This is a genomic window from Sideroxydans lithotrophicus ES-1, assembly GCF_000025705.1.
Lineage (GTDB): Bacteria > Pseudomonadota > Gammaproteobacteria > Burkholderiales > Gallionellaceae > Sideroxyarcus > Sideroxyarcus lithotrophicus.
Map to the genome: position 1 here is coordinate 2,975,428 of NC_013959.1, position 21,083 is coordinate 2,996,510.

27 protein-coding genes are annotated in these 21,083 nt (G+C 57.7%); 14 read left to right on the top strand and 13 right to left on the bottom strand.

Features of this window, described 5'->3' with window-relative positions:
* The first annotated feature begins 51 nt into the window (after window positions 1-51).
* The 14 genes from SLIT_RS14780 (at window position 52) to ubiB (ending at window position 8,863) form a co-directional block, all read left to right on the top strand.
* The gene (locus SLIT_RS14780; protein WP_190272141.1) at window positions 52-1,197 is read left to right on the top strand and encodes a penicillin-binding protein activator; all 1,146 of its coding nucleotides are present in this window, start codon (window positions 52-54) and stop codon (window positions 1,195-1,197) included.
* Complete coding sequence (locus SLIT_RS14785; protein ID WP_013031085.1) at window positions 1,197-1,532, top strand: YraN family protein; 336 nt, start codon at window positions 1,197-1,199, stop codon at window positions 1,530-1,532. The genes SLIT_RS14780 and SLIT_RS14785 overlap by 1 nt, the downstream gene beginning before the upstream one ends.
* 39 nt (window positions 1,533-1,571) lie before the next feature.
* Complete coding sequence (locus SLIT_RS14790) at window positions 1,572-2,162, top strand: phosphoheptose isomerase (protein ID WP_013031086.1); 591 nt, start codon at window positions 1,572-1,574, stop codon at window positions 2,160-2,162.
* A complete protein-coding gene (locus tag SLIT_RS14795) occupies window positions 2,162-2,731 on the top strand; it encodes a BON domain-containing protein (protein WP_013031087.1) in 570 nt (189 codons plus the stop codon). Before SLIT_RS14790 ends, SLIT_RS14795 begins: the two co-directional genes overlap by 1 nt.
* Window positions 2,731-3,219 carry a D-glycero-beta-D-manno-heptose 1-phosphate adenylyltransferase gene (rfaE2, locus tag SLIT_RS14800; protein WP_013031088.1) on the top strand — a complete coding sequence of 163 codons (489 nt, stop codon included), beginning with the start codon at window positions 2,731-2,733 and terminating at the stop codon, window positions 3,217-3,219. The genes SLIT_RS14795 and rfaE2 overlap by 1 nt, the downstream gene beginning before the upstream one ends.
* On the top strand, window positions 3,216-3,566 hold the full coding sequence (locus tag SLIT_RS14805; RefSeq protein WP_013031089.1) for a gamma-butyrobetaine hydroxylase family protein: 351 nt from the start codon (window positions 3,216-3,218) through the stop codon (window positions 3,564-3,566). Before rfaE2 ends, SLIT_RS14805 begins: the two co-directional genes overlap by 4 nt.
* Window positions 3,567-3,682: 116 nt before the next feature.
* On the top strand, window positions 3,683-4,417 hold the full coding sequence (ubiE, locus tag SLIT_RS14810) for a bifunctional demethylmenaquinone methyltransferase/2-methoxy-6-polyprenyl-1,4-benzoquinol methylase UbiE (RefSeq protein WP_150103023.1): 735 nt from the start codon (window positions 3,683-3,685) through the stop codon (window positions 4,415-4,417).
* A gap of 122 nt (window positions 4,418-4,539) precedes the next feature.
* Complete coding sequence (locus SLIT_RS14815) at window positions 4,540-4,812, top strand: YlcI/YnfO family protein (RefSeq protein ID WP_013031091.1); 273 nt, start codon at window positions 4,540-4,542, stop codon at window positions 4,810-4,812.
* Entirely contained in the window at window positions 4,809-5,108 is a 300-nt protein-coding gene (locus tag SLIT_RS14820) for a type II toxin-antitoxin system RelE/ParE family toxin (RefSeq protein WP_013031092.1), read from the top strand. The genes SLIT_RS14815 and SLIT_RS14820 overlap by 4 nt, the downstream gene beginning before the upstream one ends.
* Window positions 5,109-5,126: 18 nt before the next feature.
* Complete coding sequence (locus SLIT_RS14825; RefSeq protein ID WP_013031093.1) at window positions 5,127-5,468, top strand: zinc ribbon domain-containing protein YjdM; 342 nt, start codon at window positions 5,127-5,129, stop codon at window positions 5,466-5,468.
* Between the two features lie 63 nt (window positions 5,469-5,531).
* Complete coding sequence (locus tag SLIT_RS14830; RefSeq protein ID WP_013031094.1) at window positions 5,532-5,726, top strand: hypothetical protein; 195 nt, start codon at window positions 5,532-5,534, stop codon at window positions 5,724-5,726.
* Complete coding sequence (locus SLIT_RS14835; RefSeq protein ID WP_013031095.1) at window positions 5,713-6,339, top strand: RluA family pseudouridine synthase; 627 nt, start codon at window positions 5,713-5,715, stop codon at window positions 6,337-6,339. Before SLIT_RS14830 ends, SLIT_RS14835 begins: the two co-directional genes overlap by 14 nt.
* A gap of 104 nt (window positions 6,340-6,443) precedes the next feature.
* Window positions 6,444-7,271: a Tim44 domain-containing protein gene (locus tag SLIT_RS14840; RefSeq protein WP_013031096.1), complete on the top strand. Its 828-nt coding sequence runs from the start codon at window positions 6,444-6,446 to the stop codon at window positions 7,269-7,271.
* Between the two features lie 68 nt (window positions 7,272-7,339).
* Complete coding sequence (gene ubiB / locus SLIT_RS14845) at window positions 7,340-8,863, top strand: ubiquinone biosynthesis regulatory protein kinase UbiB (protein WP_013031097.1); 1,524 nt, start codon at window positions 7,340-7,342, stop codon at window positions 8,861-8,863.
* Here ubiB and SLIT_RS14850 read toward each other — a convergent pair.
* The 13 genes from SLIT_RS14850 to SLIT_RS14910 all read right to left on the bottom strand — a co-directional run bounded on the left by SLIT_RS14850 (window position 8,860) and on the right by SLIT_RS14910 (window position 21,068).
* The gene (locus SLIT_RS14850; protein WP_013031098.1) at window positions 8,860-9,624 is read right to left on the bottom strand and encodes a ParA family protein; all 765 of its coding nucleotides are present in this window, start codon (window positions 9,622-9,624) and stop codon (window positions 8,860-8,862) included. The genes ubiB and SLIT_RS14850 overlap by 4 nt on opposite strands.
* A gap of 147 nt (window positions 9,625-9,771) precedes the next feature.
* Complete coding sequence (glmS, locus tag SLIT_RS14855; RefSeq protein WP_013031099.1) at window positions 9,772-11,595, bottom strand: glutamine--fructose-6-phosphate transaminase (isomerizing); 1,824 nt, start codon at window positions 11,593-11,595, stop codon at window positions 9,772-9,774.
* A gap of 1 nt (window position 11,596) precedes the next feature.
* Complete coding sequence (gene glmU / locus SLIT_RS14860; RefSeq protein ID WP_013031100.1) at window positions 11,597-12,961, bottom strand: bifunctional UDP-N-acetylglucosamine diphosphorylase/glucosamine-1-phosphate N-acetyltransferase GlmU; 1,365 nt, start codon at window positions 12,959-12,961, stop codon at window positions 11,597-11,599.
* A 92-nt stretch (window positions 12,962-13,053) separates the two neighbouring features.
* Window positions 13,054-13,479, bottom strand: a complete 426-nt coding sequence (locus tag SLIT_RS14865) for a F0F1 ATP synthase subunit epsilon (RefSeq protein ID WP_013031101.1) — start codon at window positions 13,477-13,479, stop codon at window positions 13,054-13,056.
* A 15-nt stretch (window positions 13,480-13,494) separates the two neighbouring features.
* Window positions 13,495-14,916: a F0F1 ATP synthase subunit beta gene (gene atpD, locus SLIT_RS14870; RefSeq protein WP_013031102.1), complete on the bottom strand. Its 1,422-nt coding sequence runs from the start codon at window positions 14,914-14,916 to the stop codon at window positions 13,495-13,497.
* A 136-nt stretch (window positions 14,917-15,052) separates the two neighbouring features.
* Window positions 15,053-15,919, bottom strand: coding sequence for a F0F1 ATP synthase subunit gamma (atpG, locus tag SLIT_RS14875; protein ID WP_013031103.1), 867 nt, complete (start codon window positions 15,917-15,919; stop codon window positions 15,053-15,055).
* Between the two features lie 13 nt (window positions 15,920-15,932).
* Window positions 15,933-17,474: a F0F1 ATP synthase subunit alpha gene (gene atpA / locus SLIT_RS14880; RefSeq protein ID WP_013031104.1), complete on the bottom strand. Its 1,542-nt coding sequence runs from the start codon at window positions 17,472-17,474 to the stop codon at window positions 15,933-15,935.
* Between the two features lie 30 nt (window positions 17,475-17,504).
* Window positions 17,505-18,038, bottom strand: a complete 534-nt coding sequence (locus SLIT_RS14885; protein WP_013031105.1) for a F0F1 ATP synthase subunit delta — start codon at window positions 18,036-18,038, stop codon at window positions 17,505-17,507.
* A gap of 5 nt (window positions 18,039-18,043) precedes the next feature.
* Window positions 18,044-18,514 carry a F0F1 ATP synthase subunit B gene (locus tag SLIT_RS14890; protein ID WP_013031106.1) on the bottom strand — a complete coding sequence of 157 codons (471 nt, stop codon included), beginning with the start codon at window positions 18,512-18,514 and terminating at the stop codon, window positions 18,044-18,046.
* Window positions 18,515-18,556: 42 nt separating this feature from the next.
* The gene (gene atpE / locus SLIT_RS14895) at window positions 18,557-18,796 is read right to left on the bottom strand and encodes a F0F1 ATP synthase subunit C (RefSeq protein WP_013031107.1); all 240 of its coding nucleotides are present in this window, start codon (window positions 18,794-18,796) and stop codon (window positions 18,557-18,559) included.
* A gap of 57 nt (window positions 18,797-18,853) precedes the next feature.
* Window positions 18,854-19,717 carry a F0F1 ATP synthase subunit A gene (gene atpB, locus SLIT_RS14900; RefSeq protein ID WP_013031108.1) on the bottom strand — a complete coding sequence of 288 codons (864 nt, stop codon included), beginning with the start codon at window positions 19,715-19,717 and terminating at the stop codon, window positions 18,854-18,856.
* Window positions 19,718-19,720: 3 nt separating this feature from the next.
* Window positions 19,721-20,248 (bottom strand): ATP synthase subunit I, encoded by a 528-nt coding sequence (locus SLIT_RS15465; protein WP_049871026.1) that lies wholly within the window; start codon window positions 20,246-20,248, stop codon window positions 19,721-19,723.
* Window positions 20,202-21,068: a ParB/RepB/Spo0J family partition protein gene (locus SLIT_RS14910; RefSeq protein WP_013031110.1), complete on the bottom strand. Its 867-nt coding sequence runs from the start codon at window positions 21,066-21,068 to the stop codon at window positions 20,202-20,204. Before SLIT_RS14910 ends, SLIT_RS15465 begins: the two co-directional genes overlap by 47 nt.
* Window positions 21,069-21,083: the final 15 nt, after the last annotated feature.

The following is a 21,083-nucleotide window of genomic DNA, read 5'->3' on the forward strand; positions in this document are numbered from 1 at the left end:
GTCGCCTCTAGGTCTGGTTGGTTACGCTGGTTGTTTGTCGCCGCACTATACGTGAGCATATTTGGCTGCGCCACTCCGCCGACTGCGCCCAGCGCACCAGCGCCCGCGCCTGCCCAGGCTCCTGTCACCCAGGCACCCGTGACGCCTCCGCCTGCTGCACAACCGCCCGTGGTCACGGAAGCGGTTCCCGCACCTGCACCGCTGCAGTCGACAGTCCTGCCTGCAGTGATCCCGGGGCCACCGCATATCGCCCTGTTGCTGCCCTTGAATTCTCCGATCTTTGCCAAGGCTGCCGATGCCGTACAGCAAGGTTTCCTCGCGGCTGCCAACAAGGAAGCGAACGGCCTTCCCGTGCGCGTCTATCCCTATAGCGATACTAACTCCGAGATCGTTGGCCTGTATCAGCAGGCGATACGCGCTGGCGCGGTCGCCGTAGCCGGCCCGCTCACCCGCAACGGTGTCGCCGCACTGGCAGCGACTGGCCCATTGACCACACCGACACTGGCGATGAATCTGGCGGATAACGATGCTCGCACCGACAATCTGTATTTCTTCGGCCTGCCCGGTGAAGCCGAAGCGCGCCAGGCAGCCCAGCGCGCCACGGCCGCCGGATTGCTCAGCGCCACCGTCGTGAGGACCGACACTGCGTTCTCCAAGCGCCTGGCACAGGCATTCTCCGACGAATGGCAACGCGAGGGCGGCATCCTCAAGCCTGAGATCGTCTATACCGGCGACCCGACCGCATTGAAAGAGCTGCCGCAGGATCCGGGCGATTCAGTGTTCATCGCCGCCGAAGCCAGCCAGGCGCGCCTGTTGCGCCCATACATCACTGCCGAATTGCCTGTCTATTCGACCTCGCAGATATTCTCGGGTAACAACCGCACGCTGACCAACTACGACCTGTCCGATGTGCGCTTTTTCGACATGCCGTGGATGCTGCAGCCCGACCATCCCGCCGTGATGATCTATCCGCATGTCACTCCGCCGTTGCCACCGGAACTGGAGCGCCTGTATGCCCTCGGCATCGACTCCTACCGCCTGCTGCAGCTGCTCATGGACCACAAAGAGACGACAGCGCTCCCTCTGGACGGCGTCACCGGCAAGATCACGCTGACCGGTCATACCTTCCAGCGCGAGGCCATCTTTGCCATCATGAGACAAGGACTGGGCGTTCCGCTGGACAGCAAGTCGCACTGATGAAACCGGGCGCCAGGGCCGAACTGATCGCCGCCGAACATTTGCGGCGTCACGGTTTGGCGCTGGTGCAGTCGAATTATCGCTGCCGCTTCGGCGAGATCGACCTGATCCTGCGCGATGGAGAGACCCTGGTCTTCGCCGAGGTGCGCCAGCGCAGCCGCAACGATTTCGGCGGTGCGGCGGCCAGCATAGACCGGCACAAACAGCAGCGCCTCATCCTGGCCGCCCAGCATTACCTGGCCTCAATGCCGCGCCTGCCGCCCTGCCGTTTCGATGCTGTGCTGCTGGATGCCGCGGACAACATCGAGTGGGTCAAAAATGCTTTTGAGCTTTAGGGTAATATTCACATCTGTCATCCACTTCATTTCCGCTCTATGACTCTGACTACACGCATCGGCAAGCATTTCGAAGACAGCGCGCAGCTCAAGCTGCAAAGCAAGAAGGTGCTTGCCCAGCCCATCGCCGACGCCGCACAGGCCATGGTCACCTGCCTGATGAACGACGGCAAGATACTGGTCTGCGGCAACGGCGGCTCGGCCGCCGATTCGCAGCACTTCGCCGCCGAACTCATCAACCGCTTCGAGGTCGAGCGCCCCGGACTGGCCGCCATCGCGCTGACCACCGACAGCTCGGTACTGACTTCGATCGCCAACGATTACGATTACGTGCAGATCTTTTCCAAACAGGTTCGCGCGCTGGGTATGGACGGCGACGTGCTGCTCGCCATCTCCACCAGCGGCAATTCGCCCAGTGTCGTGGAAGCCGTGCAGGCTGCGCATGAGCGCAACATGCCGGTGGTGGCGCTGACCGGGCGCGAAGGCGGCGTGATGGCCTCCATTTTGAAACCGACGGACTTCCACATCTGCGTTCCGGCCAAGAGCACGGCGCGTATCCAGGAAGTGCACCTGCTTGCGTTGCACTGCCTGTGCGATGCCATCGACCATCTGATTCTGGGAGGAGAGTGATGCGTTATCCGATTTTGATCCTGGTTGCTGCACTGCTTTCGCTGCAAGGTTGCGTCGCACCGGTCGTCGCTGCCGGTGCGGGTGTAGGGGCGATAATGACAACCACCGACCGCCGCAGCACAGGCGCAATGGTCGAGGACGACACCATCGAGAGCAAGGCGCAGAAACGCATCGAGGAAAAATACAAGGACACCGCACATGTGAGTGTAACCTCCTATAACCGCTTCGCCCTCGTCACCGGCACCGCGGCGACCGAAGAAGCCAAGATGGATATCGAGCGCATCATCGGCAGCATCCCCAATGTCAAAGGCATCGCCAACGAACTGGATATCGGCAACGTTTCCGCCAACAGTTCCAACAGCAGCGATTCGCGCATCACCGGCAGCGTGAAGATGCGCTTCGTCAAAAGCCCTGTGCTCAAGGCCGACCAGGTCAAGGTCGTCACCGAGAACAGCGTGGTCTATCTGATGGGCCTGGTGACACGCGCCGAAGCAGACGCCGCCTCCGACATCGCCAGCACCACGCGCGGCGTACAAAAAGTCGTCCGCGTCTTCGAATACATCGACTAGTGAAATACCCTGCTCCCAGCTTCGAAGACAAGATCTGCACGGCTGACCTGCTCGCCGCGAAAGTCGCGCTGCTGCCGCGGCCGCTGGTGTTCACCAACGGCTGTTTCGATGTGCTGCATCGCGGCCACGTCACTTACCTGGCCCAGGCCCGCGCGCTCGGCTTCTCGCTCATTGTCGGCGTCAACAGCGATGCCTCGGTGAAGCGCCAAGGCAAGGGCGACGACCGCCCGATCAATGCCGAACAGGATCGCATGGCGGTGCTGGCCGCGCTGGAATCGGTGAGCCTGGTAGTCAAGTTCGACGAAGACACGCCGCTCAACCTCATTCTCGCCTGCAAGCCGGACGTGCTGGTGAAGGGCGGCGACTGGAAGCCGGAGAACATCGTCGGCAGCAAGGAAGTGAAGATCTGGGGTGGCACCGTGCACAGCATCACCTTCCTGCATGAACGTTCCACCACCGCATTACTGAAAAAGATAAGATCGCTATGACACCTACCGAAATCACCCTGCATCAACAATCCAAAGTGCTGGAGATCGCCTTCGACGACGGCACACGCTACAAGCTGCCGTTCGAGTTCCTGCGCGTGTACTCGCCTTCCGCCGAAGTGCGCGGCCACGGCCCGGGACAGGAGACATTGCAGGTCGGCAAGCGCAACGTGATGCTTACTGAAATCGAACCTGCCGGCAGCTATGCCATCAAACTGGTGTTCGACGACGGCCACGACAGCGGGCTCTACACCTGGGAATACCTGCACGAGCTGGGCAAATATCACGATGCCATGTGGCACGATTACCTGACCAAGCTGGAAGCAGCTGGTGAGAGCCGCGATAAATAAACACCCGCAGTTCCCTCTCCCCCTGGGAGAGGGGTAGGGTGAGGGGGAATCTGCAACGGGCCGCCCTCACCCCGGCCCTCTCCCGGTGGGAGAGGGAGTAAAAATACAGGAGCATCATCATGGCAAACACCCATTTCGGTTTTCAGACCGTAGACGAGAACGAAAAGGCCAGGAAGGTCGCCGGCGTGTTCACCTCCGTCGCCAGCAAATACGACATCATGAACGACCTGATGTCGGTTGGCCTGCACCGCATCTGGAAGCCTTTCGCGGTCGGTCTTGCGAACGTGCACGAAGGCCAGCGCGTGCTGGATGTGGCCGGCGGCTCGGGCGACCTGACCAGGCTGTTCCTGAAGAAGGTCGGCAGCAGCGGCCAGGTGGTGCTCACCGACATCAACAACGCCATGCTGCGCGTTGGGCGCGACCGCTTGCTGGACGAAGGCAAGACCACGCCCACCGCACAGTGCGACGCCGAGCGCCTGCCTTTCCCCGACAACTATTTCGACTGCGTGAGCATCGCCTTCGGCCTGCGCAACGTCACCCACAAGGATGCCGCGCTGCGCGAGATGAAGCGTGTGCTCAAGCCCGGCGGACGCGTGATCGTGCTGGAATTCTCCAAGGTGGCCAAACCGCTGGAAAAGGCCTACGACCTCTACTCCTTCAAGCTGCTACCCAAGATGGGTGAGATCATCGCCAACGACGCCGACAGCTACCGCTACCTCGCCGAATCCATCCGCATGCATCCGGGGCAGGAAGAACTGAAGAAGATGATGGAAGAAGCTGGGCTGGAGCGCGTCGAATATTTCAACATGACGGGCGGGGTGGTGGCGGTGCATCGGGGGTATAAGCTGTAGACACGCTTAGCCATCTACTTCTCGGTTGAACCTTTCTCCTTCCACCCTGCAAACCCCGCTCTTGCATCTCCTTCTGACTTCAGCGATGATGTGCATCACATTTGTAATGCACGAGGTGTTCCATGAAGACCGCCACCATGCCCGCTCTGCGCGTTGCGCCGGAGCTGAGACAGGCCGCCGAAGAGATGTTGCGTCCGGGCGAGACGCTTTCCGCCTTTGTCGAAGATTCGTTGCGCCGCAACGTGACGATGCGCCGTAATCAGCAGGAATTCATTGCGCGCGGCTTGGCCTCCGGCGATGCGGCCAGGAAGAGCGGCGTGTACATCTCGCCGGATGAAGTATTGCAGGAACTGGATGACATGCTTGCCAAGGCAAAGGCGAAAGCGGGCAAGTGAGCTACAAGGTTCGCTACACCGAGGCGGCAAGAGAAGACCTGAGACGACTTTTTACCTTTCTGGCCGAGCGTGACCTGCGGCCCGCGCAGCAGGCACGCAAAGCCATCGCCGAAAGCATCAAGCTATTGCAGCAGTTTCCGTTCACGTGTCGCAAGGCGATTCCCGATAACCCGCTGTTGCGCGAAATGGTGATTTCCTTCGGGTCTGCGGGATACGTTGCGCTGTTTGAGATCGAGGGCAATGAGATCGTGACCATCCTTGCCGTGCGCCACCAGCGCGAAGACGATTACTATTAACCAACCACAGGAAATACCATGAGCAGTCTGCCCAAATGCCCCAAATGCAGTTCTGAATACACCTATGAAGACGGTGCCAACTATGTCTGCCCGGAGTGCGCGCATGAATGGCCGAAGGACGCACCGGCCGAAACTGGCGAGCAGGCCAAGGTGTTCAAGGATGCCTTCGGCAACGTGTTGCAGGACGGCGATTCAGTCACGGTGATCAAGGACCTGAAGGTCAAGGGTTCATCTTCGGTGGTGAAGGTGGGCACCAAGGTGAAGAACATCCGCCTGGTGGATGGCGACCATGACATCGATTGCAAGATCGACGGCATCGGGCCGATGCAGTTGAAGACCGAGTTTGTGAAGAAGGCTTGATTCGTTCACCCTTCGACAAGCTCAGGGCGAACGGTACTTTAGTGTATTGGTGGGGTTAAAAATATGGGTGGCTGGGGTTGTCCGCACGAGGTCGATGGCAAATGCCAGCGCGTGAACGATATCCCGTGCGACATGGGCATGAAGGGCTGTGTGCTGTTCGGACGTTTCCGCTTTGCCGATCCCAGCAAGAACCGGCCAAAGAAGACTCCGCTCAATCAACCCGCCGGTATGCCTGCTACAGGCGATGAGCAGCAATAACGCTATCGAGCTGATCTATCAGGATGACTATCTGCTGCTGGTGAACAAACCCGCCGGTTTGCTGGCCGTGCCCGGTCGTGGCGCGGACAAGCAGGATTGCCTTTCCGCGCGCCTGCAACTGCAATTCCCCGATGCGCTGGTGGTTCATCGCCTGGATATGGCTACTTCCGGCCTGATGGTTTTCGCGCGCGGCGCCAGGATGCAAAGCCGCCTGTCGAACATGTTCCGTGACCGCGAGGTGGGAAAGCGCTATGTCGCGGTGGTTGCTGGCAGGCTAGAGCCAGAAACTGGCGAGGTCGACCTGCCAATTGCCGCCGATTGGCCGAAGCGGCCGCTGCGCAAGATCGACTCCGAGTTGGGCAAGCCCTCGCTTACACGCTATCGCCTGCTGGAACTCGATGTTTCTGCCAGTCGCGTCGAACTGGAACCCTTTACCGGCCGTACCCATCAACTACGCGTACACATGGCAGCCATCGGCCATCCTATCCTTGGTGACGCGCTGTATGGCGATGAATCCAGTGCGCCGCGTTTGCTGTTGCATGCCAGTTGGCTGAGCTTTGCCCACCCTTTTAGCAGTGAACCATTGAACTTTGTTTCTGCGGCCCCATTCTAATCGGTGCCTCATTCAGGACAGTCCTCCGCAAGTCATGGAGGGGCAATCCGGTCTCAACTGCTATACTCTCTGGTCGTTGTTTTGAACACACTTGAAGGAATCAAATGAAACGTTTCACCATCTTGCTGACTATCGTTTTGACCTGTCTTTCCCTGCTTGCCACCAGTGCTGAAGCCCGTCGTTTCGGCGGTGGCGGCAGCTTCGGCAAACAGCGCACGATGAGCGCCCCGGTGCAAAGAACTCCCGCCGCTGCACCTGCACCCGCCACACCGGGCCAGCAGGCTGCCCCCCAGCCTGCCGGAAACAGGTGGCTGGGCCCCTTGGCCGGTCTGGCCATCGGCGCTGGCCTGGGTGCCTTGTTCGCGCACTTCGGCATGGGGGAAGGCATGGGTTCCTTCCTGATGATCATGCTGGGCGTATTTGCCGTGATGATGCTGATCTCGATGTTCCGCCGCAAACAGGAACCGGCGATGCAATATGCCGGGGCCGCTGCACCGTATGGCGGCACACAGGAGCCAGCCCAGGCTTACGGCGGCTATGCGCCCGTTGCCGCGGCCGGCATACCGACCGATTTCCCGGTGGAGAGTTTCCTGCGCAGCGCCAAGACCTCGTTCATCCGCCTGCAGGCGGCGAACGACCGCAAGGACCTGGACGATATCCGCGAATACACCACACCCGAGATGTTCGCCGAGGTTTCCATGCAGATCCGCGAGCGCGGCGACGCACCGCAGAAGACCGATGTTGATGTCGTCAACGCTGACCTGCTGGAAGTCGTGACCGAGAACGACTATGCCATCGCCAGCGTGCGCATGAGCGGCCAGTTGCGCGAGAACAACGGCACACCGGAATCCTTCGACGAGATCTGGCATGTGCAGAAGAATCTGAAGGACGACAAATCCGTTTGGCTGTTAGCCGGAATCCAGCAGGTTTGACTGTAAAGTACAGTAAACTAGCGGGCATGGCGTGATTCGCCATGCCCTTTTAATTTGAATTTTCGTAAATGCGTTTTTTCCGTTTACTCAAGATCATCTTCGTCGTTCTGCGATTCGGCCTGGACGAATTTCTGCTGGCGCATGAACGCACGAGCTGGATGCTGCGCCCGCTCAACTGGCTGTTGTTCTTCCGTGATGTTTCGCGACCGCGCGCCGAGCGTTTGCGTCTGGCGCTGGAGACGCTGGGGCCGATCTTCGTCAAGTTCGGTCAGATGCTTTCCACGCGCCGCGATCTGATCCCTACCGATATCGCCGACGAACTGGCCAAGTTGCAGGACCAGGTCCCGCCCTTCCCTTCCGCAACGGCGGTCGCCTTGCTGGAAGAGGCTTTTGGCAAACCGTTAAATGATGTTTTTGCCGAGTTCGATGAAACACCCGTCGCAAGCGCCTCGGTTGCGCAAGTGCATTTCGCCGAGCTGCCGGATGGGCGCGATGTGGCTGTGAAGATCCTGCGCCCCGGCATCGCCCGTGTCATCGACCATGATGTGGCGTTGCTGCAGATCTGTGCCGGGTTGATCGAGCGCTGGTGGGAGGATGGCAAGCGCCTGAAGCCTAAACTGGTGGTCGCCGAGTTCGAGAAATACCTGCATGACGAACTCGACATGATGCGCGAGTCGGCCAATGCCAGCCAACTGCGGCGCAATTTTGCCGATGCCAGGTTGTTGCTGGTGCCCGAGGTCTATTGGGATTGGTGTTCCGAGAAGGTGATGGTGATGGAGCGCATGCACGGCATCCCCATCAGCCAGATCGCTGCCTTGCGCGAAGCCGGCATCAACCTTTCCAAACTGGCTGCAGACGGGGTCGAGATCTTCTATACGCAGGTCTTCCGCGACGGTTTTTTCCACGCCGACATGCATCCTGGCAATATCCTGGTGGCACACGATGGGCGTTACGTGGCGCTGGATTTCGGCATCATGGGCACGCTCACCGATACCGACAAGAACTATTTGGCACAGAATTTCATCGCCTTCTTCAACCGCGATTACAAACGTGTCGCCGAGTTGCATATCGAATCAGGCTGGGCGCCCGCCGATACCCGTGTGGATGAATTCGAAGCTGCGATCCGCTCGGTGTGCGAGCCTATCTTCGACAAGCCGTTGCGCGAAGTCTCTTTCGGCAAGGTGTTGCTGCGCCTGTTCCAGACCTCGCGCCGTTTCGGCATCGAGATCCAGCCGCAACTGGTGCTGCTGCAAAAGACCCTGCTCAATATCGAGGGTCTGGGTCTGCAACTCGACCCCGAGCTCGACCTGTGGAAGACGGCCAAGCCCTGGCTGGAACGCTGGATGAGCGAACAAGTCGGCTGGCGTGGCTTCATCAAGGCGTTGCGTACCGAGATGCCGCGTTATGCGACCTTGCTGCCGCAATTGCCGCGTTTGTTGCACCAGCGCCTGAGCGTTGATGTTGCTGCCCAAGTCTCACCGGTGTTGCGCGAATTGCTGGTGCAACAAAAAAAACGCAATGCCTGGTTGTCGGCCATTGCGCTTTTGTTGGGAACAGCGCTGCTGTTCGCCGTCTATACCTACTTCGCCTAGACGAACCCGCTTTCCATCAGCTCCATCGTCAGCAACTTGTAATCTGCAGCACCGGGACTTTGCGGGGCGAATGCGAACACATCCAGTCCATGCATCGGACTGGTCGCCAAGGCGACTGTCTCGCCGATGCGTGTCTTGCACACCAGATCACCATATCGTTGTTTGAGTTTGTCGTAGATATCGTAAGAAAGCTTGCGGCGCGAATCGAAGCGTGTGACCACAATGCGGCGCTCGAATTTGCGCTGCAATTTTCTTTCCAGCACGTTGAGCGCGGAATCCAGCCGATTTACGCCGTGCTGCGACAGGAAATCCGCCGACACGGGAATCAGTACCCTGTCACAGGCCAGCAAAGCATTCAAGGTGAGCACACCCAGCATCGGGCAGCAATCGATGATGATGGGAGCTCCCGTGAGCGCCAGCTCTTCTGCCAGGCCTTGTTTCAGCATCTTGGCGGCTTGCGGATCGCTGCCATACAGTGCGTCGATCTTGGATAGTTCCAGCGTGGCAGGGATGATCTGCCAACCTGCGGGAGTGTCATGGAGCAATTGGGCGAGCGGAACTTTGTCCTTGAAAAAGGCCGCCATGCTTTTGGATTGCACTGTGCCGTTCTTCAGTCCGGAAGCGAGGCTCAGGTGACCCTGCGGATCCATGTCCAGAGCGATGGGGTGCCTTTGCGCGATCGATAGCGCGGCGACAAGGTTCAAGCAGGTGGTGGTTTTACCCACTCCGCCCTTTTGATTGAACACGGCGATGACCGCCATTTTCTCTCCTAGATGGTGGGATAGATGTTTTGCTCGCCTTTAACTTTCGGGGCTTGTGGCTCCGGCTGTCTTTTCGGGACTTGAACCTGCAGAGCAAGCTCGCCCTCCCGGTACAAGAGCCTTTACCGCAAGCCGCGCGGGAATCCGTCACTCAACCGTGACGGATTTGGCAAGATTGCGTGGCTTATCTACATCCGTTCCCTTTTGCAATGCTACGTAATATGCCAACAGTTGCAGCGGGATGGTATGCAGAATAGGGCTTAGAAACCCTGCGTGTTCGGGCATTTGCAGGATGTGGACGCCATCGGCTTCCTTGATATGGGTGTTTGCGTCGGCAAAAACGTACAGTTCGCCGCCGCGCGCACGGACTTCCTGCAGATTCGATTTCAATTTTTCCAGCAATGCATCGTTCGGCGCAACCGAGACCACCGGCATATCCTTGTCCACCAATGCCAGCGGTCCATGTTTCAACTCACCTGCGGGATAAGCTTCGGCATGGATATAGGATATTTCCTTGAGCTTGAGGGCACCCTCCAGTGCGATGGGGTAATGCAGTCCGCGCCCGAGAAACAGCGCGTTGTGCTTGTCGGCGAAGTGTCTGGACAGTTCCGCGATCTGCGGCTCCAGTGTCAGCACTTTTTGCACGGCGCTGGGCAAATGGCGCAGTTCATGCAGGAATTGTTGCTCGCGTTCAGCAGCCAGCCTTCCGCGCAATTTGGCCAGCACCAGGGTCAGCAGGAACAAGGCGGCGAGTTGCGTGGTGAATGCCTTGGTCGAGGCGACGCCGATCTCGGGACCGGCACGGGTCATCATGCGCAATTTGGATTGGCGCACGATCGCGCTTTCCGGCACGTTGCAGATAGCCAGCGTGAACATGTGACCGGTCACTTTGGCATGGTTCAGCGCAGCGAGCGTGTCTGCCGTTTCCCCCGATTGCGATATGGTGACGATCAGGGTCTTGGGATTGGCGACACTGGTACGGTAGCGGTATTCGCTGGCCACTTCGACGCTACAGGGAATGCCCGCGATCTCTTCCAGCCAGTAACGTGCCACCTGTCCCGCATGGTTGCTGGTGCCGCAGGCGAGGATGAGGATGTTTTCCACTTGCGGGAAGATGGCGTTCGCTTCCGCACCGAAGATCCCCGGAATCAACGATTGGCTGTTGCATACTGATTCGAGTGTATCTGCCAGGGCTTGCGGCTGTTCGTGGATCTCTTTTTGCATGTAGTGCTGGTATTCACCCAGCTCCACGCTATCGTTGTTGAGTTCGCTGACATGCACCTGGCGCTGCACTGCTGTTCCTTGTGCATCGAAGATGCGGTAGTTGGCAAGATCGACTTCGACTACATCGCCCTCTTCCAGGTACACCACATTCCTGGTGACTTGCAGCAACGCTGACATGTCGGAGGCAACGTAATGTTCGCCGTCCCCCACACCCAGCAGCAACGGACTGCCTTTGCGAGCCGCGATGAACTGGTGCGGATTGTCTGCCGCCACGACAGCGATGGCGTAAGCCCCGATCAATTGGGCCAGCGCCATTTGCGTGGCGACCAGCAGGCTGCCTTGCGCATAATGGCTGTGGATCAGGTGCGCGATGACTTCGGTGTCGGTGTCCGAAGTGAATTCGTAGCCATGCGCTGTCAGATCGGCACGCAGTTCTTCGTAGTTCTCGATGATGCCGTTGTGTACTACCGATATGAGATTGCGGCTGATATGCGGATGGGCGTTGCGTTCGCTCGGCACGCCGTGCGTGGCCCAGCGCGTATGTGCGATGCCAAGCTCCCCTGTCGTTTCTGCACTCTTTACTGCCAACTCCGCCACACGCCCGGTACTGCGCACGCGATCGAGCTTTCCATTCCGTACCACCACCAGGCCGGCGGAGTCATAGCCGCGATATTCCAACCGCGACAAGCCGTTCAGCAGGATCGGCACTACATTGCGCCTGGCGACTGCACCAACGATTCCACACATGTTATTTTTTTCCTTTTTGCGGCCGTTTCCAGCCTGCGATGGTCATCTGTTTGCTGCGCGAAAGAGTCAGCTCTCCTGCTGGCGCATCTCTGGTTATGGTCGAGCCCGCGCCGATGGTCGCACCTTTGCCCACCTTTACCGGGGCGACAAGTTGCGTGTCCGAGCCGATGAACGCGTCGTCTTCGATGACGGTGCGAAACTTGTTGGCACCGTCATAGTTGCAGGTGATGGTGCCTGCGCCGATATTGACGCGGCTGCCCACTGTGCTGTCGCCGATGTAGCTCAGATGATTGGCCTTGCTGCCCTGGCCGATCTCGCTGTTCTTGATCTCGACGAAATTTCCCACGTGGGCATCGTCATGCAATTTTGTACCGGGACGCAGGCGGGCATAGGGGCCGATGCGGCAATTGGCGCCAATTTCACTGTCATCGATATGGCTGTGTGGAGCGATATGTGTATCCCGGGCAACCATTGCATTACGGATGATGCTGTATGCACCTACGCGCACGCGATCGCCCAGCTTCACCTCGCCCTCGAAGATGCACCCCACGTCGATCTCCACGTCACGGCCGCAGACCAGAGTGCCGCGAACGTCTATGCGTGCCGGATCGGCCAGCGTCACACCCTGTGTCATCAGCTTGCCTGCCAACGTCTGTTGCCAGATCCTCTCCAGCCCGGCGAGTTGCACCTTGTTGTTGATGCCCTCGACTTCCCAGTGATGCGCAGCTTGCACGGTATGCACCGCTATCCCTTGCTGCACAGCCATCGCGACGATATCGGTGAGGTAATACTCGCCTTGTGCATTGTTGTTGCCCAGGTTCGCCAGCCATGCACGCAATTTTTCAGTCGGTGCCAGCAGGATGCCGGTGTTCACTTCGCGTATCTCGCGCTGTTCTGTCGTCGCATCCTTTTCCTCGACGATACGCAACACATCGCCTTGCGCATCGCGCACGATGCGCCCATAACCAGTTGGATTGTCGAGGTTTACAGTGAGCAGCACCAGGCCTTCACCCGCTTGCTGCATCTGATGCAAAGTGTTGTGCTGGATCAACGGTACATCGCCATATAGCACCAGCGTACGACTGCTGTCATGCAGGTAGGGCATCGCTTGTTGTACCGCGTGTCCGGTTCCGAGTTGCGGTTCCTGGATCACGAACTTTGCCGAATACTGCTGCAACGCCTCCAGCACGGCTTCGCCGCCATGTCCGTACACCAGGCAGACCTGTTGCGGATTCAACGATGTCGCGCAATCCAGTACATGCTGCACCAGCGGTTTGCCTGCCAGTTGGTGCAGTACCTTGGGCTTGTCGGAATACATGCGCGTGCCTTTGCCGGCAGCGAGGATGACGATGTTCAAAAGGCTCATATTCAGGGCTTTTCAAAGATGGCGCAGTATATCGTTCGTGCAACAAAAAAGCAGCCGAAGCTGCTTTTTGTTTGATACCGAGCTTTATTTGCCTAGTGCGTGTGTTTGCGCAGTTGCTGGATCGCACGCAGTTGGGCGATCGCTTCTGCCAGTTCGGCCTGCGCTTGCGCGTAGTCGATATCGGAAGTGCGGTTCTTGATCGCCTCCTCCGCCGCCTGCTTGGCCTCCAGTGCACGAGCCTCGTCCAGATCGTGCCCGCGAATTGCTGTATCCGCCAGCACGGTCACGACGCTGGGCTGCACTTCCAGCATGCCGCCGGAAACGTAGATCAGTTCTTCCTGCTCCTGGTCCGGACGCTTGATGCGCACAGCACCAGGTTTGATGCGAGTCATCAGGGCGGTGTGACCCGGGTAGATACCCAGTTCACCCATTTCGCCCGGAACCACGACGACTTCAGCGACGCCGGAGAATATCTGCTCCTCGGCGCTCACCACGTCCACATGTACGGTCATTGCCATGGTTGTTCCTTTTGGTTATTGCAGCGTCTTGGCCTTTTCGACCGCTTCTTCGATGCCGCCCACCATGTAGAACGCTTGCTCCGGCAGGTGATCGTACTCGCCGTTGACGATACCTTTGAAGCCCTTGATGGTGTCCTTCAGGGTCACGTACTTGCCAGGGGCGCCGGTGAACACTTCGGCAACGTGGAATGGTTGCGACAGGAAGCGCTGGATCTTGCGAGCACGTGCCACGGCCAATTTGTCTTCCGGTGCCAGTTCGTCCATACCCAGAATCGCGATGATGTCGCGCAATTCCTTGTAGCGCTGCAGAGTCTGCTGCACGCTGCGGGCCACGCTGTAATGCTCTTCGCCCACGACCAGCGGGTCGAGCTGGCGGGAAGTGGAGTCCAGCGGATCAACGGCGGGGTAGATACCCAGCGAAGCAATGTCACGGCTCAACACAACAGTGGAGTCCAGGTGCAAGAAGGTGGTCGCGGGAGACGGGTCGGTCAAGTCATCCGCAGGAACGTAAACGGCCTGGATGGAAGTGATGGAACCCACCTTGGTGGAGGTAATACGCTCTTGCAGACGGCCCATTTCTTCAGCCAGTGTCGGTTGGTAACCCACGGCGGATGGCATACGACCCAGCAGCGCAGACACTTCGGTACCGGCCAGCGTATAGCGGTAGATGTTGTCCACGAAGAACAGGATGTCGCGGCCTTCGTCGCGGAATTTTTCCGCCATGGTCAGACCGGAAAGCGCTACGCGCAGACGGTTGCCGGGCGGCTCGTTCATCTGGCCGAACACCATCGCAACTTTGGACTTGGTGAAGTCTTCCTTGTCGATAACGCCTGCGTCAGACATTTCGTGGTAGAAGTCGTTACCTTCGCGGGTACGCTCACCCACGCCGGCGAACACGGACAGACCGGAGTGCTGCTTGGCGATGTTGTTGATCAGTTCCAGCATGTTCACGGTCTTGCCCACACCGGCGCCACCGAACAGACCGACTTTACCGCCCTTGGCGAACGGACAAACCAAGTCGATCACCTTGATGCCGGTTTCGAGCAGGTCAACGGAGGGAGACAGTTCGTCGAACTTCGGCGCAGCCTGGTGAATCGAGCGCTTCTCGTCGCTCTTGATCGGGCCCACTTCGTCGATCGGGCGACCCAGCACGTCCATGATGCGGCCCAGTGTGCCTGTACCAACTGGCACCTGGATCGGATTTCCGGTGGCATTGACTGCCATGCCGCGACGCAGGCCGTCGGACGAACCCATCGCAATGGTACGCACAACGCCGTCGCCCAGTTGCTGCTCGACCTCGAAGGTCAAACCTGCTTCAGCTGTGGAGTTGCCCGCATCGGCCAATGTCAAGGCTTCATACACCTTGGGCATTTTGTCGCGCGGAAATTCGATGTCGACCACGGCACCGATACACTGAACAATCTTTCCTTGACTCATTTTAAGATTCCCCGTCTAAATTAATTCTGAATTCTTTGCCGCAGATCGTTAGCCGATTGCCGCCGCACCTTGAAGATTTGGTCTCGTCATAACGTTCGCTACGCTCACATTAGCCTCGCCCGATCTTCAAACTGCGCTAACCAATTGCTGCTGCACCGCCCACGATCTCGGAAATTTCCTTGGTGATCGCTGCCTGACGCGCCTTGTTGTAAACCAGTTTAAGCTCGCCGATGACGCTCTTCGCGTTGTCGGAAGCGGCTTTCATCGCCACCATGCGCGAGCTTTGCTCGGATGCCATGTTTTCGACCACGGCCTGATACACCAGGGATTCGATGTAGCGCAGCAGCAATTCATCGATGACTTTCTTCGCGTCAGGCTCGTAGATGTAATCCCAGTTGCCTTCCGCTGTACCCATCTGTTCGCCACTCAGCGGCAGCAATTGCTCCATGCGCGGTTCCTGCTTCATCGTGTTGACGAAGTGGTTGTAGCTCAGGTAGATCGCATCGATCTCGCCGGCAACATAGGCATCCAGCATGGCTTTGACTGCGCCGATCAATTTCTCGATATGCGGTGTGTCGCCCAGGCCAGTCAGGTGCGACTTGATCTTGGCGCCGATGCGATTCATGAAGCCGAAGCCCTTGTTGCCGATCGGGCAAACCACAAGGCCTTTGCCCTGGCTTTCCCAGGTTTTCATTTCCTGTATCGCCAGGCGCAACACGTTGGTGTTCAACCCTCCGCACAAGCCTTTGTCCGAAGTGACGACGATCAATCCTACGTTCTTGACGCTGTCTCGCTTGGCCAGAAATGCATGCCTGTATTCCGGATTGGCGCGCGACAAGTGTGCGGCAACATTGCGGATTTTTTCGGCGTAGGGGCGAGCGGCACGCATGCGATCCTGCGCTTTGCGCATTTTCGCTGCCGCCACCATTTCCATCGCACGCGTGATCTTGCGCGTATTTTCTACGCTCTTGATCTTGGTGCGGATCTCTTTACTGCCCGCCATAACTCACCTCGACTTAGTAGACTGCAGTTGCCTTGAAGGCTTCGATCGCAGCTGCCAGCAATTTTTCGTTGTCTGCGGACAGGTCTTTGCTCGACTCGATCGTGTCCATCAGCTCCTTGTTCTTGGAGCCCAGATGCGCATGCATGCCGGATTCGAAAGCCAGCGCCTTTGCAACTGGAACGTCGTCGAAGTAGCCTTTGTTCACGGCAAACAGTGTGGAAGCCATCTTGGAAACGGACAGAGGCGAATACTGCAATTGCTTCATCAGTTCAGTCACCAGACGGCCGCGCTCCAGTTGCTTGCGGGTCGATTCATCGAGATCGGAAGCAAACTGCGCGAAAGCTGCCAGTTCGCGGTACTGGGCCAGTGCCAGACGCACACCGCCACCGAGCTTCTTGATGACTTTGGTCTGTGCTGCACCACCCACGCGGGACACCGATACACCGGCGTTGATCGCGGGACGGATACCGGCGTTGAACAGGTCGGCTTCCAGGAATATCTGACCGTCGGTAATGGAGATCACGTTGGTCGGCACGAATGCGGACACGTCACCAGCCTGTGTTTCGATGATCGGCAATGCGGTCAGCGAACCGGTCTTGCCTTTGACGGCACCTTTGGTGAAGGCTTCGACGTACTCGGCGTTCACGCGAGCTGCACGTTCCAGCAGACGAGAGTGCAGGTAGAACACGTCGCCAGGGTAAGCTTCACGGCCCGGTGGACGGCGCAGCAGCAGGGATATCTGACGATACGCCCAAGCCTGTTTGGTCAGGTCGTCGTAAACGATCAGTGCATCTTCGCCGCGATCGCGGAAGTATTCGCCCATGGTGCAGCCGGCGTATGGTGCCAGGAATTGCATAGCGGCGGAATCGGAAGCGGTCGCTGCAACGACGATGGTGTATTCCAGCGCGCCGTGCTCTTCCAGTTTGCGCACCACGTTGGCAACGGTCGAAGCCTTTTGGCCGACAGCAACGTAGATACAGGTCATGTTCTGACCCTTCTGGTTGATGATGGCGTCAACGGCAACGGCAGTCTTGCCGGTCTGGCGGTCGCCGATGATCAGTTCGCGTTGGCCGCGACCGACCGGAACCATGGAGTCGATGGACTTCAAGCCGGTTTGCACGGGTTGGTCAACAGACTTACGTGCAATAACGCCTGGAGCGACTTTCTCGATCTTGTCGGTCATCTTGGCATTGACCGGACCCTTGCCGTCGATGGGTTGTCCCAAAGCGTTGACTACTCGACCGCGCAGTTCTGGGCCGACCGGCACTTCGAGAATGCGACCTGTACATTTGACGGTGTCGCCCTCGGTGATGTGTTCATATTCACCCAGAATCACGGCGCCTACGGAATCACGCTCCAGGTTGAGCGCCAAACCAAAGGTGTTGCGCGGGAATTCCAACATTTCGCCTTGCATCACGTCGGACAGACCGTGAATTCGGACGATACCGTCGGTTACGCTGACCACCGTACCTTCAGTGCGCGCTTGGGTCAGTGCTTCGAAATTCTCGATGCGACTGCGAATCAGATTGCTAATTTCGGAAGGGTTGAGCTTCATCTGGATTTCCTCATTCTTGATAATTCTTTATCAGGCCAGGGCGTTAGCCATTTCATTGAGCCGTGCGCGCGCGGAGCCGTCGATAACCTGGTCTCCGGCGCGAATCACGACGCCCCCCAGTAATTCCTTATTGACCTTGCAGGTCAACTTGATCTCGCGACCCATGCGTTTTTTCAGCGAACTGACGATCTTGTCTTGTTGTGCGCTGGACAATTCAAAAGCTGCATCAACAACCACATTGACGGTTTTTTCGGCTTCCGCTTTCAGCGCTTCAAACAGGGCTGCGATCTCGGTCAATTCCAGCAAACGCTGGTTGTCAGCCAGAATACGCACGAAGTTGCGCTGTTGCTGGCTGGCACCGCTGCCAATCAGCGCTTCCACCAGGCCCTCTATCTGCTTCTTGGCTACGCGGGGATTGGTGATGACAGCGTGGACTTCCGGATTTTCAACCGCTTCGGCCAGAGACAGCAGCATCTCCGACCACGACTTCAGAGCATTCAATTTTTGCGCTTCATCGAATGCCGCTTGGGCATAAGGACGTGCAGTGGTGATGGCTTCAGACATGGCGATCAGATTTCCGCAACGAGTTTATCGAGCAGATCGTTGTGTGCCTTGGCATCGATCTCGCGACCGAGTATCTTGCCAGCGCCAGCCAGTGCGATCGCAGATACCTGCGTACGCAATTGCTCTTTGGCGCGGAACACTTCCTGATCGATCTCGGCCTTGGCCCCCGCGATGATGCGGTCGCCTTCCAGCTTGGCCTGTCCTTTGGCTTCTTCAACGATCTCGCTTGCGCGTTTTTCGCCGTTAGCCACGATCTCGCCAGCTTTTTCCTTGGCTTCACGCAGGATCTCTGCGGAACGCTTGGAGGCCAATTCGAGATCCTGCTTTGCGCGTTCGGCATCGGCCAGACCATCGGCAATCTGCTTCTTGCGCGCATCGAGCGCGGCGACGATCGGTGTCCAGACGAACTTCATGCAGAACCACACGAACAGCACGAACATGATGGTCTGGGCGAGAAGAGTTGCATTGATATTCATGCAAGCTTCCTTTCTAAATTATGCGTTGTCGCTGATGGCGAATTAGTGTGCCACCGCAAACAGAACGTACATCGCGATACCGACAGCGATCATCGGAACGGCGTCGACCAGGCCCATCACCACGAAGAACTGGGTACGCAGCATCGGGATCAGCTCGGGTTGACGGGCTGCGCCTTCCAGGAAGCGGCCACCCAGGATACCGATACCAACCGCTGCGCCAAGTGCGCCCAGACCCATCATCAATGCGCCGGCGATGTACAGCAGTGCGTTTGCTAATTCCATTTGTATTTCTCCTATTTGATAAAAGTGAAGTTAATGAATGAAGCCGAAAATTTAGGTTTAGTGGTGTTCCTGATGCGCCATGTCCAGATAGACCACGGTCAGCGTCATGAAGATGAACGCCTGCAAGGTCACGATCAGGATGTGAAATATCGCCCAGCCCAGGGACAACAGCACTTGCGAACCGTAAAGCGTGGCGTGGCCGACCGAGAATCCAGCCCATGCACCGCCCATCAAGGCGATCAGGATGAAAATCATTTCGCCGGCATACATGTTGCCGAACAGACGCAGTGCGAGGGATATCGGCTTGGCAATGAGGTTAACGCCTTCAAGCAGCAGGTTGACCGGCAAACCCCACTTGCCGAATGGCTGCAGTGTCAGTTCGCCAAGGAAGCCGCCGATACCCTTCATCTTGATGCTGTAGTACAGCACCAGCAGAAACACGCCGATCGCCATGCCGAATGTTGCGTTGGGGTCGGTGGAGGGCACGACTTTGAAGAAAGGCACGCCTAGTGCGCCCATCAGGTGCGGCACATAGTCAACTGGGATCAGGTCCATCAGGTTCATGGAGAACACCCAGAAGAAGATGGTCAGTGCCAGCGGGGCAACCAGATTGTTCTTTGCGCTGAATGAACCGCGCACGCTTGTATCGACGAATTCAATGGCCCATTCGCAGAAATTCTGCAATCCGCTGGGCGCACCTGTAGCTATACTTTTTGCAGCCATGCGGAACATCAGCAGAAATGCCATGCCGAGCAGCAGCGACATGAAGAAAGTATCCAGGTTGAGCGCCCAGAATCCCATCGCCTTGGCTTCTTCCGACGTATGCGCCACACCCCATGAGCCGTCCGGCAAATGGCCATAGGTCAGGTTTTGCAGGTGGTGATGTATGTATTCCGCAGATGTTTGCACTTCGGTAGACATGATTTAATCGCTATCTTCAAACTTGATCTTCATTAACAACCGGGCTGCCAGCAGCACCGTTTGACCCAATACAAAGCCGCCCAATACCGCGAGTGGCGATAATTTCAGCACTACCAGGCATATTCCCAGCAATGCCACGACTGCCAAAAAACGCTCAGCAGCGTAAAAATACATAAGCCGTAATTGTTGATGTGCGTCATGGGCGGAATGCAGCGCTGCTCTGGACATCCTCCAAGCCAGCAATGCACCATTGAGAACAGATATTCCTCCACCACCTAAAGCCGCTATCGCATATTGCGGCGAACTTTTCCAGCAAACTGCTGTCAAGCCCGTAGCGACTAGTGTAGCCAAGGTTTGTAGAGCAATAACCTTGCGCGCAAACCGTTTTTCTTGGACTTCGGCTCTGAAAAGCGCGGCGATGATAGCGGCGTTTAACGGGGGTGTCAAACGTTGTTCAGCGTCTTTTTTCCCGCTGCCATGGTTTTTAACGGCCGCTCCTGAGTCCACCGAGAAGCTCTTCCAGATGATCATTGCTTGTGAACTCTATTACGAGCTTGCCGCCGCCCTTGCTGTTTGACTTTATTTCCACCCGGGTGCCCAAATGGGCACTGATATCTTCCTGTAGTTGTTGCGTATCACGATTTGTTTTTTTCGGTTTCTGGCTGTCAATCTTGGCTGGTGCCTGCTCTCCTTGCTGTTGCACCAGTTTTTCAGCCTCGCGTACCGAGAGCCCCTCCAGAATGATCTTGTTTGCCAACAGCACCTGCTGGGAGCCTTCCAATGACAGTAGTGCCCTGGCATGTCCCATGTCCAGTGAACCTTCCATCAACATGTCCTGCACCGGATGTGGCAACTTGAGCAAGCGTAACAGGTTGCTGGCCGCACTGCGCGACCGGCCTACCGCATCTGCAGCCGCCTGATGCGTCATCTGGAATTCGTCGATCAGACGCTGGATGCCGATGGCTTCTTCCAACGGATTCAGATCTTCGCGCTGGATGTTCTCGATCAGTGCCATCGCAAGCGCAGCATTGTCTGGCACCTTGCGCACTATGACCGGCACGATTTTCAAATCAGCCAGTTGGGCGGCGCGCCAACGACGCTCTCCGGCGATGATCTCATATCCACCCTCTACTAACTCGCGCGCAAGTATCGGCTGCATTACACCCTGTACTCTGATTGATGCCGCCAGTTCATTCAGCGATGCTTCGTCCATGCGGCTGCGCGGCTGGTATTTCCCCGGCTTCAGTTGCTCGACTTTCAGTTCGCGCAATACGTCGTTCTGCTTTGATGTGCTATTGCCGGAAAGCAGCGCGTCCAGACCGCGCCCCAATCCCTTGATCGGTTTTGCCATGATTTTCCCTTTGTT